At 40.6% G+C, this 13,618-nt stretch carries 14 protein-coding genes; 3 read left to right on the top strand and 11 right to left on the bottom strand.

Going from position 1 to position 13,618, the window contains the following annotated elements; translation table 11 throughout:
* Positions 1-284: 284 nt before the first annotated feature.
* The 4 genes from groL to BLV55_RS04560 all read right to left on the bottom strand — a co-directional run bounded on the left by groL (position 285) and on the right by BLV55_RS04560 (position 4,622).
* Positions 285-1,928 (bottom strand): chaperonin GroEL, encoded by a 1,644-nt coding sequence (groL, locus tag BLV55_RS04545; RefSeq protein WP_093311689.1) that lies wholly within the window; start codon positions 1,926-1,928, stop codon positions 285-287.
* Between the two features lie 46 nt (positions 1,929-1,974).
* Complete coding sequence (locus BLV55_RS04550) at positions 1,975-2,259, bottom strand: co-chaperone GroES (protein ID WP_093311691.1); 285 nt, start codon at positions 2,257-2,259, stop codon at positions 1,975-1,977.
* A gap of 282 nt (positions 2,260-2,541) precedes the next feature.
* On the bottom strand, positions 2,542-3,258 hold the full coding sequence (locus BLV55_RS04555; RefSeq protein WP_093311694.1) for a DUF554 domain-containing protein: 717 nt from the start codon (positions 3,256-3,258) through the stop codon (positions 2,542-2,544).
* A 71-nt stretch (positions 3,259-3,329) separates the two neighbouring features.
* The gene (locus tag BLV55_RS04560; RefSeq protein ID WP_093311696.1) at positions 3,330-4,622 is read right to left on the bottom strand and encodes a hypothetical protein; all 1,293 of its coding nucleotides are present in this window, start codon (positions 4,620-4,622) and stop codon (positions 3,330-3,332) included.
* A gap of 173 nt (positions 4,623-4,795) precedes the next feature.
* On the opposite strand from BLV55_RS04560, the gene hydA reads away from it, so the two are divergent.
* Entirely contained in the window at positions 4,796-6,163 is a 1,368-nt protein-coding gene (hydA, locus tag BLV55_RS04565; protein WP_093311699.1) for a dihydropyrimidinase, read from the top strand.
* Positions 6,164-6,196: 33 nt separating this feature from the next.
* On the top strand, positions 6,197-6,379 hold the full coding sequence (locus BLV55_RS04570) for a hypothetical protein (protein WP_093311701.1): 183 nt from the start codon (positions 6,197-6,199) through the stop codon (positions 6,377-6,379).
* On the opposite strand, the gene BLV55_RS04575 is transcribed toward BLV55_RS04570, so the two are convergent.
* The 3 genes from BLV55_RS04575 to BLV55_RS04585 all read right to left on the bottom strand — a co-directional run bounded on the left by BLV55_RS04575 (position 6,370) and on the right by BLV55_RS04585 (position 8,438).
* On the bottom strand, positions 6,370-7,182 hold the full coding sequence (locus BLV55_RS04575; protein ID WP_093311704.1) for an Asp23/Gls24 family envelope stress response protein: 813 nt from the start codon (positions 7,180-7,182) through the stop codon (positions 6,370-6,372). The two genes, BLV55_RS04570 and BLV55_RS04575, sit on opposite strands and share 10 nt — an antisense overlap.
* A gap of 26 nt (positions 7,183-7,208) precedes the next feature.
* Positions 7,209-7,655: a MarR family winged helix-turn-helix transcriptional regulator gene (locus tag BLV55_RS04580; RefSeq protein ID WP_093311705.1), complete on the bottom strand. Its 447-nt coding sequence runs from the start codon at positions 7,653-7,655 to the stop codon at positions 7,209-7,211.
* A 129-nt stretch (positions 7,656-7,784) separates the two neighbouring features.
* Complete coding sequence (locus tag BLV55_RS04585) at positions 7,785-8,438, bottom strand: redox-sensing transcriptional repressor Rex (protein ID WP_278279996.1); 654 nt, start codon at positions 8,436-8,438, stop codon at positions 7,785-7,787.
* Positions 8,439-8,578: 140 nt separating this feature from the next.
* On the opposite strand from BLV55_RS04585, the gene BLV55_RS04590 reads away from it, so the two are divergent.
* Complete coding sequence (locus BLV55_RS04590; protein ID WP_093311709.1) at positions 8,579-10,501, top strand: ABC transporter ATP-binding protein; 1,923 nt, start codon at positions 8,579-8,581, stop codon at positions 10,499-10,501.
* Between the two features lie 16 nt (positions 10,502-10,517).
* Here the strand turns inward: BLV55_RS04590 and tsaD are convergent, their stop codons facing one another.
* From tsaD to BLV55_RS04610, 4 genes are read right to left on the bottom strand one after another with little or no spacing between them, the layout of a single operon-like run.
* Positions 10,518-11,576, bottom strand: coding sequence for a tRNA (adenosine(37)-N6)-threonylcarbamoyltransferase complex transferase subunit TsaD (tsaD, locus tag BLV55_RS04595; RefSeq protein WP_242870033.1), 1,059 nt, complete (start codon positions 11,574-11,576; stop codon positions 10,518-10,520).
* On the bottom strand, positions 11,557-12,546 hold the full coding sequence (locus BLV55_RS04600; RefSeq protein WP_093311711.1) for a hypothetical protein: 990 nt from the start codon (positions 12,544-12,546) through the stop codon (positions 11,557-11,559). Before BLV55_RS04600 ends, tsaD begins: the two co-directional genes overlap by 20 nt.
* On the bottom strand, positions 12,543-13,046 hold the full coding sequence (locus BLV55_RS04605; RefSeq protein WP_093311712.1) for a hypothetical protein: 504 nt from the start codon (positions 13,044-13,046) through the stop codon (positions 12,543-12,545). Before BLV55_RS04605 ends, BLV55_RS04600 begins: the two co-directional genes overlap by 4 nt.
* Positions 13,013-13,594, bottom strand: coding sequence for an RNA polymerase sigma factor (locus BLV55_RS04610; protein ID WP_176968260.1), 582 nt, complete (start codon positions 13,592-13,594; stop codon positions 13,013-13,015). Before BLV55_RS04610 ends, BLV55_RS04605 begins: the two co-directional genes overlap by 34 nt.
* Between the last annotated feature and the right edge of the window lie 24 nt (positions 13,595-13,618).

A 13,618-nucleotide genomic window follows, 5' to 3' on the forward strand; every position in this document is an offset into this window, starting at 1 on the left:
AACTACTCAACTACTCAACTACTCAACTACTCAACTACTCAACTACTCAACTACTCAACTACTTTGGAAATCCACTTCTTCCAAACTTTTCTTTCACACTTCCAAACTCAGTACCTGCATAACCAATGCGTCTGCGAGAGGATTCAAGGAAGGAGTAGCTCTCCTTGTAGTATCATTATAGCAAAAGAGTGAATGTTTTGCAAGTTAAAAAATAATATTTTTTTGATAAAAGGACAGTCATTTTCATGACTGCCCTATCACTTGCTATTCCTTTTACAGGAGGATTACATCATGGGCATTCCGCCGCCCATGCCTCCTCCCATGCCGCCCATACCGCCAGCAGCTGGTTCTTCTTCTTTAATATCTACAACAGCACTTTCTGTTGTTAGTAGCATCGCTGAAATGGATCCTGCATTTTGCAATGCACTTCTTGTTACTTTCATCGGATCTACAATACCTGCCTGAATCATATCAACATATTTTTCGTTCAATGCATCAAAACCGTGGTTTTTCTCAGAATGCATTACTTTCTCAACAATAACAGAACCTTCAAGGCCTGCATTTTCAGCAATTTGTCGTAGTGGCTCTTCTAATGCTCGCTTCACAATTGCCGCACCAGTTTTTTCGTCGCCTTCCAGGGTGTCTACTAGTTCGCCCAAGGCTGGTACTACATTTACAAGAGCCGTACCACCACCGGCAACAATACCTTCTTCCACAGCTGCACGAGTTGCATTTAACGCATCTTCGATACGAAGTTTTCTTTCTTTCAGCTCTGTTTCAGTCGCAGCACCTACTTGAATTACAGCAACTCCACCAGATAATTTCGCTAATCTTTCTTGTAATTTTTCTTTATCAAAATCTGATGTGGTATCTTCAATTTGTGTTTTGATTTGAGAGATTCTTTCTTGAATTTTCGCTTGATCTCCATTACCTTCAACAACAGTCGTGTTTTCTTTGTCAACTTTAACAGTTCTTGCTGAACCTAACATATCAATATCAGCATTTTTCAACTCAAAGCCAAGTTCTTCAGAAATAACTTGTCCTCCAGTTAATGCCGCAATGTCTTCTAGCATCGCTTTTCTTCTGTCTCCAAAACCTGGTGCTTTAACCGCTACGCACTCAAAAGTTCCTCTTAGCTTGTTCACCACTAACGTAGCAAGCGCTTCCCCTTCGATATCTTCAGCGATAATAACCAGTTTTCTTCCTTGTTGAACAATTTTTTCTAACAATGGTAGTATTTCTTGTACATTAGAGATTTTCTTGTCTGTAATAAGAATATACGGATCACTGTATACAGCTTCCATTTTTTCAGAATCGGTTACCATGTAAGGAGAAAGGTACCCACGATCAAACTGCATTCCTTCAACCATGTCTAAGGTAGTTCCCATTGATTTAGATTCTTCAACGGTAATAACACCATCTTTACCAACCTTATCCATTGCATCGGCAATTAAGGAACCAATTTCTTCATCCGCCGCTGAAATAGCTCCAACCTGAGCAATCGACTCTTTTCCTTCGACTGGTAAGGAAATATTTTTCAGTTCTTCCACTGATTTTTCAACCGCTTTATAAATACCTTTTTTCAAAATCATTGGATTAGCACCAGCCGCAACATTTTTAAGTCCTTCCCGAACAATTGCTTGAGCTAACAAAGTGGCGGTTGTTGTACCGTCTCCGGCAACATCATTGGTTTTGGTCGCTACCTCTTTCACCAATTGCGCTCCCATGTTTTCAAACGCATCTTCCAGCTCTATTTCTCTTGCTATTGTCACTCCATCGTTAGTAATCAGAGGAGAACCAAATTTTTTATCTATAACAACGTTTCTTCCTTTTGGACCTAATGTAATTTTAATGGTGTCCGCCAGCTGGTTCACACCACTTTCCAAAGCGCGTCGTGCATTTTCACTAAATTTAATATCTTTTGCCATGTTTTAATACCCTCCTTGATGATTTTAATATCTCGATATGATCAATTTACTCAACAATCGCTAATACTTCACTTTGTCTTAAAATAGTAACTTCTTCACCGTCAAGTTTCACTTCTGTTCCGGAGTACTTTGAAAAAATAACTTTGTCACCTTTTTTTAATTCCATTTTCACTTCTTTACCTTCTACCATGCCACCTGGTCCTACTGCCATTACTTCTGCCATTTGTGGCTGCTCTTTAGCACTTCCCGGTAAAACGATACCGCTTTTTGTTTTTTCTTCTGCCTCTAGTTTCTTAATAACAACTCGATCTCCTAATGGTTTAATTTCCATACCTGATACTTCCTCCTTTTCCTATTTCAAGATAATTATTGACATTGTATTGTTAGCACTCACCGTCATCGAGTGCTAACACACTACTATCATATAGAAAACCGAATAAGGATGCAAGGTTATTTTTTGGCAAATACTAATTATTTTTCCTCTTTTTTCTAAAATAAATTCATATAACTTTGTTTTACTTCATTTTTCTTCCATTTCCTTTCTTTTTGTTTAGATAACCAAAAAACTCCTTGTCTCTTATCGACAAGGAGTCTGGAACCAAAAGGGCCTTTCCTATAAAAAAACTTCTATTATTTGTAGAAAATATTGGGCAGCAGGTTGCACCAACGGATAAAAAACAGGGATAAAGACGGCTGGAAGCAGATTACCTACAGGTACTTTTTTAATTTCTAAAATATTCATCGAAATTCCGATGATAAGCAAACCGCCTACCGCCGACATTTCTATGACAACCGCCTCGGTCAGCAAATCTGCCAGACTCCCAGCGGCGATAGTAATTAAGCCTTGGTAAATAAACACACTCACAGATGAAAGCAATACTCCTAGCCCCAGGGTTGATGCAAAAATCACAGAAGATACTCCATCTAACAGAGATTTTGCATATAGGGTCTCGTGATTTCCTGTCATCCCACTTTCAAGAGCTCCGACAATAGCCATTGCTCCTACACAATAAATCAAGCTAGTCGTCACAAACCCTTTTGCCACTAAGCCTTCTCCTTTTCCCACTCTTTTTTCCATCCATCGCCCCAGCACCTCTAGTTTCTCCTCAATTTCTAAGGCTTCCCCCATAATACCACCAAAGACAATGGAAAAAATGACTACCAGCATGTTTTCTGTTTTCAGCGCTCCTGATACACCGATCACAAAAACAGATAAGCCCAGCCCCTGCATCACAGTTTGCTTAAATCTTTCAGAAATGCCTTTTCGTAATAACAATCCTACGGTGCCGCCAATAAGAATAGCCACACTATTGATAATGGTGCCCAACATTAGGCATCTTCCCTTCTCTTTTCTGGTACCAGGTAATCATGTCAGGTAATCATGTGTTGTTTTAGGTTTTGCTATAAAAGCATCGGATCGTAGATATGAATAGACTCATGGATCAAGTTTCCATTCATTACGTCAAAGTACACCATGGTTCGTTGACCACCTTTTGTCACCCGAAAACTATGCACTAATTTTGGGGCGTAGTGGGTATCAAAAGACCTTACAACACTTAAACCGTTATATGTCATCATCCCAAGCTCACTTGTCCACTGCTTTCTAATGTCCTGTCGCGTGATAACCACCGGTGTGGTTGGCACTTGGGTACGGCAGTAGCCATTTTGTAATTGTAGTAACCGACCATCCACAGCCGACACCTGAACACGATAGGCATCACTGATAATCTCAATGTCATCCCTTAATGGAGCAAATAAGAAGGCATAAAAAGGTTCTTCTGTCGTTCCATTAACCGGTTGAAAGTAAACTTCTTTACTAAACTCGCCTTCATAGTCTATATAGCGAAGGGCTGTTTCCATTGCTTCTTCCATCGTAAGGTGAACCTCTCCCGGCGAAGGCATTAATGTCTGAAATCCTCTGATGCGTCCATTTTGAGCATCAATTTCAATTCTACTTTCCTTTCCATTCTCTTGTCGCAAAATCATTCTATAAGCATGAATTCCATTCCGAATGAAGACCGTTTCCTGTTCCGGAACAATTTCAACAGGTTCCAGAAAAGCCATAGCATCCCATGCTATTTCAACAGCTTCTTCTATCTCCATATATTCCGGATGGTAGTTCGGGGTAGCGCTATGGCGATAAAGAACCGCTATTTCCTGTATTTGCTCCGAAATCTGCCCAAGTCCTCCATCCGATCGGCTCGGATCCACCAACTTGTCCAGCCGTCCTTCGATGTTATGGTAAATCATTAGAAAACGCTGTAATTGATCCTGCATTTTTTCCAACATTTCCCTGTCGTAGTAACTAAGCTGTTCCTTCTGATTTTGATATTGGCGGTCTAAATGATTCATGATGACATTTCGTAAAGCCTCTATTCCTTCAAGCCCTTCCTGAAGGCGCTTATTCGGTTGATCCTCTCTTTCATTCAGCATCACCCATTGCTGGAAGGCAGAAGCTAGTTCTTCCAGTCCCCACTGTAGCCTCATTAATGATTCCGGCGATTCGCTTTCTAACAGTAAATCCATCTGTCTGATGCTATGCCTGGTGATCCGTTCAATATTTTCAGATGTCATCTGGCGGACAACTTCTAAATGATGTTCTTGTTTTTGTACTTCCCGGTATAAGAATCCATTTATTAAAAAACTGATAAACAGCACCGACGCAATAATGGCTGTCAGTTTATTTGCTTTCAAAAACCTTCCCCTCCTTTTGCCTGCATTTCTATTATATGAAAAATACGATTCCCTGACAACTTAATTTTTCAAGCCACAACTCTATCTGTTTAAGACACTTTTTGAAAGTGTATGATATAATATGTAAAACCAATTTTTATCAAACTTTATAAAACACTAAGGAGGTTCTTCTGATGGATTTAATCATCAAGAACGGAACAATTGTGACCGCTAAAGACACTTATGCAGCCGACGTGGGCATAAAGGATGGCAAGGTAGTTTTAATCGGCAAGGTTCTCAGACACTCAGATGCAGAAATCGTCGATGCGTCCGGAAAACTGATTCTCCCTGGCGCCATTGATAGTAATACGCATCTTGGAATGCCGTTAAATAATATTCAGGCTGCTGATGACTGTGCATCCGGTACTTGTGCAGCTGCCTGCGGTGGAACAACCACCATTTTTGACTATGTTATTCAACAACCGGGAGAAAGCATGATGGAAACCATTCGCAAAAGAAATGACCTTTTCGAAAAAGGGTCTTATATTGATTATTCCTTTAATGTTTCTCTTACCAATGTCACCCCTGAAATACTGAAAGAATTTAAAGAAGCTGTGGATTTTGGAGTCAATCAATTCAAAATTTTTATGATTTACAGCAAGGAGCATCTTATGACAGATGACGGCACTTTTGTCAAAGCCATGATCCTAGCCAAGGAGTTAGGTGCTCGGATGGCGGTACATGCTGAAAACCCTTATATTATTAATATGCATACGGAGGAATTTTTAGCCGAAGGAAAAGGGCATCCATGGTACCATTACCAAAGTCGTCAGGAATACGTTGAAACAGAAGCTGTGAAACGTGCTGTTTACTGGGCTACTTCCTTCAACACACCTTTATATATCCCACATTTAGCTTGCAAAGAAGGTTTAGACGAAATATCAAGAGCACGCAATGAAGGTTATGATATTCTGGCAGAAACATGCCCACATTATCTCTACTTCACCAATGAAGTTTATAAATATGAAGGGGCTCAAAACTATGTTTGTTCGCCACCTATTAAAGGACCAGAAAGTCAGGATGCTTTATGGGACGGCATTAAACGTGGGGATATTTCAATTGTTGCTACGGACCATAGCCCTTTCCAGTCCCATGAAAAGGCGGCCGGCTTAGAAGATTATACAAAAATTCCTAATGGCGTTATGGGAATCGAAAATATGTATCCTTATATGCTTAGTGAAGCGAATAAAGGTAGACTATCTTTCAACAAAGTAGTGGAAGTGTGTTCCAGTAACCCAGCGCATCTTTTTGGCTGTGCACCTCAAAAGGGCACGATTGCCATCGGCAGCGATGCCGATCTGGTCGTTTATGACCCAGAAAAAACCTTTGTAGTAAAACCCGAAAAAATGCATTCTAATGTCGATCACACTATTTGGGACGGTGTTGAATTTTCCGGGTATCCTATCAAGACATTCTCTCGCGGAAAATTAATTTACGATAACGAAAAATTTGTGGGCGAAAAAGGTTGGGGACAGTTTCTAAAGCGAAATCCACTTTATTAAAAAACATTTGTTCAGCATTTATGGAGGTTTCCTATGAAAAGGGTTAATTGTCTTAATTGTCGCTACTTTAAGATCACATGGAATCCTAAACATCCCAGAGCTTGCACTTTCTTTGGGTTCAAAACTTCCAAGCTGCCTTCTCAGCTAGTATTTGAATCTACAGGCGAAGCCTGTCAGCAGTTTAAGCAACGGCGTAAAAAAACGAATCATGATTGAAATTTTCGCACATGAATCATCACCTGATCTATATGCAGCGAAGTCATGCCTTCTACTTCATCGATAATACTTTGTTGGAGTTTTTGTAAGGTTTTAGGAATGGAGACTCCATAAACAACCCTAACCTCCAATTGAATTTCCAGCCCCGTGGCCGAATTTTGAACAAAGGTTCTACCTACGGGCTGTACTTCCGAAAACTGGTTGAAACTATAATGCACCAAACTTCGGATCACTCCGTCGGATATTGTATAATTCCCCTTATAGCTGAAGGTAGGTCGTACAACTGACTTGTAATGCTCCGGTGATCCGCTCTCTTTTCCAAGACTCCGGAGAGCCTTAATAGGATTAAGGAAGTATCCTGAAAAATCTTTCTTTAATTGCAGGGCAGGAACGGGAATGACATGCTTCCCTTCCTGCCTTCTTATCTTTTTTGCAAGTTCTATCTCTTCACGGCTTACTAAATCCTCTAACCATAGGACAGTCTCCGGTTCACCAAGAGATAGATGCTCGCTGATAATATCCACCATTTTCCGAGAAGTGCCCAACACCATAATCGATTCAGGCTTTTCTTTTTCCAGGGTTTCTATTACTTTCTGCCGATGCTGCCGATCCATAAACAAAGCTCTCCTAACAGCCCCCAATCGTGATGCTTCTCGCTTTGCTGATTTTCCTGCTAGAATTTTATTTTCTCTGATGAGCAGCCCATCATCAATAAGATATCGAATATCCCGTTGACTTGCCAGACTCATTGCTTGATAGCTTTTACCAGTCCCACTGCTTCCAATTAAAAAAATCACTTTCATTAGACAACCTCCGAGTTTTTAATGATCTATTGTCCTTTTTGTTTTTCACGATATTTCATATCCACCTTAACTAAAAATTTAAGAATTGCTTTTTCTTCATTGAAGGTAAATTCATCTAACAATTCAAAGAGCTCCCTTTGCTCCTGTTTTCGATATTCCAGCAATAAGGCTTCTCCTTGTTCTGTTAAAACCAGTTCTTTGATTCGTTTATCCTCATCAGAATCTGCTTTGTAAATCATTTTTCGCTCAGTCAAACGCTTTACAGCAGACGTGATATCGTTCCGTTTCAGTCCAGTTTCGGTTATGAGCTTTTGAATACTGCTCCCTTTTCCTTTGCCCATATAACTCATTAACATCAAGTCCAGTATTTGCAAAGATTTTTTTCCAGAAAAGTTTCTTTTTTTATCTTCTATGATTAATGCATGTAGCAGCTTTTCTATATACTCATAAATTTGAACATAATAATTTCTCATCACGATACCCCTGACCCTCTGTATGATTTTCATCATATTATACCACGAATGAAGGTCTGCGAGAAATTTCTTTAAGCACACTAAAAAGCTCGAATATACAGAGATATTCGAGCAAGAACATAATGGAGATTAAGGATTTTGTTGTTCATCTCTTTGCATTTTCAGCAAATATGAAATAACAAACAGACTATCGCTTAAATGAACATTCTCCTGAACAATGTTTTCCGGAAGAATAATATCCACCGGCGCAAAGTTCCATACCGCCTTGACAGGCAACTTAACCAACTGATCAGCTACATCTTGTGCATTTTCAGAGTTTGTACAGATAACACCAATGTCTACGCTTTTGTTTTTTGCAAATTCTTCTAGCTCATCAATGTCCAGCACCGGAACGTCTCGGATTTTCAATCCAATAAGTCTTGGATTTTTTTCAAACAGCGCCAACACATGAAACCCCTTTTTTTCAAAGTTCGAGTAATTAGCGATTGCCTGTCCTAAGTTTCCAGCTCCAACAATGACGGTGTTATAGTGTTCTGTCAAGCCTAAAATTCGGCTGATTTCCGTGTAAAGTTCTGATACATCGTACCCATAACCCTGTTGCCCGAACCCACCAAAACAATTTAAGTCCTGACGAATTTGAGAAGCTGTAAACCCAATCATTCCGCTGAGCTCTTTAGACGATATCCTTGTCACATCTTTTTCCATTAATTCTTTCAGCCGTCTATGATACTTTGGAAGTCTTCTGATAACGGCCATTGACACATCTTTGTGATCTTTTTTCAACTTTTTCACCTCTTTATCTCGGGATGACAGGATGTTCATAGTCTATTATAATATAAATGGAGTCATAAAAAAACGTTTTTTTTTTAACAAATCAAAAATTCTGCCAATACTAACTTTTATCCATCAAAAAGGAGCAAAAAATGATTATCTTATCTGTCAATCAACTAGTCAAAAGTTTTGGCACTGATCTTATTCTGGATCAGGTGTCTTTTTCCATACAGCAAAAAGAAAAAGTCGGTTTAGTGGGAGCCAACGGTGCTGGCAAATCCACACTTTTTCAAATGATTGCTGGCGAAATACCCTTTGATAGTGGAAATATCCATATTCCCAATCATATTCAGTTAGGACGCCAAGATCAACTGCTGCATTTCAAACCTGAAGAAACTGTTTTTGATCATTTGATCTCTATTTTTACGCCTCTAATACAAATGGAGTCTCAGCTGCGTGAAATGGAGGCGACAATGAGCAACCTTGGAACAGACCCTCATAAAAGCAGAGAATTAGAACTCCTTATGCAAGAGTATAGCCTGCTTACAGAAGATTTCGAAGCACAAAATGGCTATGGTTTCAGAAGTGAAGTTCGGGGGGTTCTGAATGGCCTTGGTTTTTATGGTGACGACTTTTATCAGAAAGCATCGCTTCTCAGCGGTGGCCAAAAAACCAGATTAGCCTTAGCACGTCTATTATTGAGCAAGCCCAACCTGATTTTACTGGATGAACCTACCAATCATTTAGACATTGATTCGGTCCAATGGTTAGAAGGATTTTTGAAAACCCACCCTTCCTCATTGTTAATCATTTCACATGACCGTTATTTTTTGGATCAGGTAACAGACCGAACATTGGAGCTTGATCAAACCCATTTGATGGACTTTACCGGAAGCTATAGCCTTGCATTAAAAAAGAAAGCGGCTCTATTGGAATCTATGGAACGTCGACGAACTCGTCAAATGAAAGAGGTTCGTCAGCAAGAAGATCTGGTGCGCAAATTAAAGCAACATGGAACAGAGAAACTGGCAAAACGTGCTGCCAGTCGAGAAAAAAAGTTATCCAAAATGGAAGTCGAATCAAAAAAACATGCCACCCCGGTGCTCTCTTCCCTACAATTTCAAATACAAAGAAGCAGCGGCCGCCACGTACTAACGGCTGAAGAGGTGAGCAAACAATGGCCCGGTCACTCCCCATTGTTCCAAGATATTTCTTTTACTCTGGAACGTGGTGACAGAATGGCTTTGGTGGGACCAAACGGCATCGGAAAAACCACCTTGTTTCGAATCGCGATGAACCTCACCGAAGCAACTCGGGGAACGATCCAGTTCGGCCATCAGGTAAAGCCGGCTTATTATCACCAGGAACTTACGCAGCTCAACGAAAAACTGACCGTACTGGAAGAGATGCAGGAGAGTTTTCCTCAGCAAAAAGATTCTTTTTTACGAACCTGTTTGGGCTCTTTACTTTTTTTTGGTGATGATGTTTTCAAACCAATACACCTTCTTAGCGGTGGGGAAAAAGCCCGACTTTCTTTGCTTAAAATCATGCTTTCTCCACATAATTTACTCCTGTTAGATGAGCCCACCAACCATTTGGATATCCCTGCCAGAGAAAATTTAGAGGTAGCTTTGAATCAATATGATGGTACCATCTTTTTCATCTCTCACGATCGCTATTTTATGAATCAGATCGCTACGAAAATATTAGAACTGACACCTTCCGGTGCCACTACTTATCTCGGGAACTACGATCAGTATTTAAGGAAAAAAAAGCAATTGGAACTCGAAGAAGACCTTTTACCATCGCCGGCCATCACCAAAACCCAAAGTAAGCAGGAGAAAAAAAAAGAGCGAGAACGGCGAATGCAGGCAAAATCTCATCAAAAGGCATTAGACCAATTAGAACAGGACTTGGAAACCGTAGAGGCGGCTATTGTAGAAACAGAAGAAGCAATGTGTTTACCGGAAGTGTTTCAAAATCCGGAGAAAAGCAAAAAGCTCCACCAGAAAAGGCAGGAGCTGGAAGCTACAAGAGATTCCCTTTACAAGGAATGGGAGTCCTTATTGGATTAATCCTTCCTAAAAAAGATTAACGTCTTTCGCCTATAGGAATGCTGGCTTTTGCGTTCAGATCCCATCCAGAGCGGTAACCTAGGCAGTAATCATGGTATCCTGCACAGGCAATCATTGCCGCATTGTCGGTACAAAGGGACATCTCTGGTACATAAAAGGTCTTTCCTTGCAGCTTGCAAGCTTCTTGCAAGCTGTTTCTTAAAAGACTGTTGGCCGCCACACCACCAGACAACAGAATCTGAGATAATCCTTGATCTTTCGCACAAGCCATAGTTTTCTTTACCAGCACATCCACTACGGCTTTTTGAAAACTGGCCGCCACATCCGGTATCGAAACTTCTATGTTTTTCATCCGACAACTGTTTAAGTAATTTAAAACAGCTGATTTCAATCCACTAAAACTAAAATCATAATGATCCTCTTCCATCAATGCCCTTGGAAATAGGATTGCCTCCGGATTCCCCTTTTGGGCTTGTTCATCGATAAACGGTCCGCCGGGATAGCCTAACCCTAGAGCTCTTGAAATTTTGTCAAAGGCTTCACCTGCCGCATCATCTCTTGTTTTTCCAAGAATTTCATAGTGACCGTATGTTTCCATTTTGATAAGATGTGTATGACCACCAGATACAATTAAAGCCAGTAAGGGTGGTTCCAATTCCGGGTATTGTATAAAATTCGCCTGCAAATGTCCTTCAATATGATGAACTCCGTTAAGAGGCACTTCCAGAGCGTAGGCCATCGCCTTCCCATAAGCTACTCCTACCAGCAAAGCCCCTACTAATCCCGGGCCATAGGTTACGGCTATCTGATGAATATCCTTCAACGTTTTTCCTGATTTTGTCAGAGCCTCTTCCACTACCTGGTGAATACATTCCAAATGATATCTGGAGGCTACCTCCGGCACAACGCCTCCAAATTTCCGATGTTCCGGAATCTGTGACGCAATCATATTGGACAACACCTTTCTTCCATCCTGCACAAGGCTTACTGCCGTTTCATCACAACTGGTTTCAATCCCCAGGGTTATCCAGCCTTTCGGTGGGTATATAAGCCTTTTATCCTTCGCCAGGTGCAATGCTCATTCCTCCTTTTCCTTTTGAAATGTTAGTATCTCCAAATCGGGAATCAACGATCTGTCCCAGTCCCATTAACTTAAATAAGAATGTAAAGACTTTTCCAATCACCGTTATTTCCAACAGTATAAACAAAAGTGTTCCTATCAATAATTCAATCATACTTCCCCATTCTTTATGAAGGCTTCTGGCTATTTTTCGACCAAAAGCAATTTTAACGGTGGTATTTGCGCCAAATTCCATCAACATAAAGGTTGGAATAACTACGGATATAAGGGGTGCTCCCACTACTGATATCGCAAGAATTAGAATAAGAATCCAGGCTCCTGCATTAACCAGCAGCCCTATCAACGTCTTCCTTCCTACCTCATCGAAGGAAGCTTCGGCCATGCGCTCGAATCTCTCCGGAAAAACAAGAATAGCAATCACACCTAAGATAAAAGCAACGATCTGTTTGATAAGAAAAATGATTGCCAATAAAGCAGCCAGTAACCCAATCCCACTGAACTGAAAAGGCATTCCCCCTAAGACATCGATATGACTTCCCTCAACCGTGGTATCTTCCAGTCGTAACCCGCTTCCCATAATGGCAATAGCATCTCCGCTAATATGAGAGTGGTCCTTTCCTTCCACACCTCCCAAAATGGAGATAACATCCCCCTGAGCGGAGGCTCTGGTTAATGCAACGGATTGAAAAATAGATACCACGTCTCCCTGCACATGCCCTTCCTGTAAGGCAATGGAGCTGAAAATACCAACAACATCGCCTTTAACCTGTCCACGAATTTCCGTATGACCAAAAAAAGTAACCACATCTCCATTCACTATTTCGTTATGATCCACCGTAACAGAACTAAAAAACTGAATTTGTTGACCTAGTTCAATGGTTTCTGTTGCCGCATTGGCAGGAAGAAGGAGAAGCCCTGTGAGAAATACCAATAAGCTTATGGTCTTCCAACTAAACTTTTTCATAGCCTTCCCTCCCGCGGACCCTTCATCATTTTCTGAATAGAGAAATGTACCAGCAACAATAATAACAACAGATTTACCACACCAAAAGCATACCATAGCTGATGATCCTGACTAAGCCTGGATATCAGGTCTACCACCAACAGGCAGGGCGCCAGAACGTACTGAATCATTCTCACAATAATCGTTTCGTAAATCCTTATGGCTGTATGCATCGCCGTAAACTGTGGTAAACGTGCCGCCACCAGGTGACTCAGCCATTGAATTGTTTCAATCGTTAACGCATGAATCATGATTAACATTCCCATCATCACCAGCAAATGACCGCTATGGTGTTTTTGAAGCACCTTCCTTTCTTTGTGGTAAAGATTTAAATCAATCCTACTCATTACCTGTCGATTAAAGTCCGTTGAAGGATCTAATAGCGGAAGTTGGCACATTAATTCATCTAACTCATCCAAAGGTTCATCTATGGGGTTTTGGTCGAATGGTTGGTTGTCCATATCATTTCCTCCTTCAACTTTTTTAATTCCGTTTTTAAAATTTTTCTGGCTCGAAACAAGCGGTTTTTTACCATCGATAAGGGGATATCAAGGATTTCTGCAATGTCTTGATACGATTTTCCTTGTTGATGATACAACAAAACAACAATGCGGTATTCTTGAGGCAGCCGATCAATCGCCGTTTCGATTTCCTGGCTGGCTTCCTGCTGCAAAAACGTTTTTTCCGCACTGGCATCTTCTCGATGGGTTTCAATTTCTTCTTCTAAAGGAATGGTTTCCAGTCTTTTTTTTCGCAAGGCATCAATAGTCGTATTGGTAGCGATTTTTAAGATCCAGGAAGAAAACTTTCGCTCCGGATTATATTGTTTTAAGTGACGATACGCTTTCACAAATACTTCCTGAGCCAAATCTTCCGATTCTTCCCGTTGCCGAACCATTCGATAACAAATGGAAAAAACCGGCTTCCGATAACGAGATACCAATTCTTCAAAGAATACTGTTTCACCCTGTAGTATTTTTTTTACAATCTGATCATCTTTCAGTGTCACAGGGATGCACCTCAACTTCTCTCT

The sequence above is a fragment of the Tindallia californiensis genome, from assembly GCF_900107405.1.
GTDB classification, from domain to species: Bacteria; Bacillota; Clostridia; order Peptostreptococcales; family Tindalliaceae; genus Tindallia; species Tindallia californiensis.

Bases quoted from the DNA above. Each gene is read 5' to 3' on its own strand.
- groL (WP_093311689.1), bottom strand. From the start codon at position 1,928: ATGGCAAAAGATATTAAATTTAGTGAAAATGCACGACGCGCTTTGGAA.
- BLV55_RS04550 (WP_093311691.1), bottom strand. From the start codon at position 2,259: ATGGAAATTAAACCATTAGGAGATCGAGTTGTTATTAAGAAACTAGAG.
- BLV55_RS04555 (WP_093311694.1), bottom strand. From the start codon at position 3,258: ATGTTGGGCACCATTATCAATAGTGTGGCTATTCTTATTGGCGGCACC.
- hydA (WP_093311699.1), top strand. From the start codon at position 4,796: ATGGATTTAATCATCAAGAACGGAACAATTGTGACCGCTAAAGACACT.
- BLV55_RS04570 (WP_093311701.1), top strand. From the start codon at position 6,197: ATGAAAAGGGTTAATTGTCTTAATTGTCGCTACTTTAAGATCACATGG.
- BLV55_RS04575 (WP_093311704.1), bottom strand. From the start codon at position 7,182: ATGAAAGTGATTTTTTTAATTGGAAGCAGTGGGACTGGTAAAAGCTAT.
- BLV55_RS04580 (WP_093311705.1), bottom strand. From the start codon at position 7,655: ATGAGAAATTATTATGTTCAAATTTATGAGTATATAGAAAAGCTGCTA.
- BLV55_RS04590 (WP_093311709.1), top strand. From the start codon at position 8,579: ATGATTATCTTATCTGTCAATCAACTAGTCAAAAGTTTTGGCACTGAT.
- BLV55_RS04600 (WP_093311711.1), bottom strand. From the start codon at position 12,546: ATGAAAAAGTTTAGTTGGAAGACCATAAGCTTATTGGTATTTCTCACA.
- BLV55_RS04605 (WP_093311712.1), bottom strand. From the start codon at position 13,046: ATGGACAACCAACCATTCGACCAAAACCCCATAGATGAACCTTTGGAT.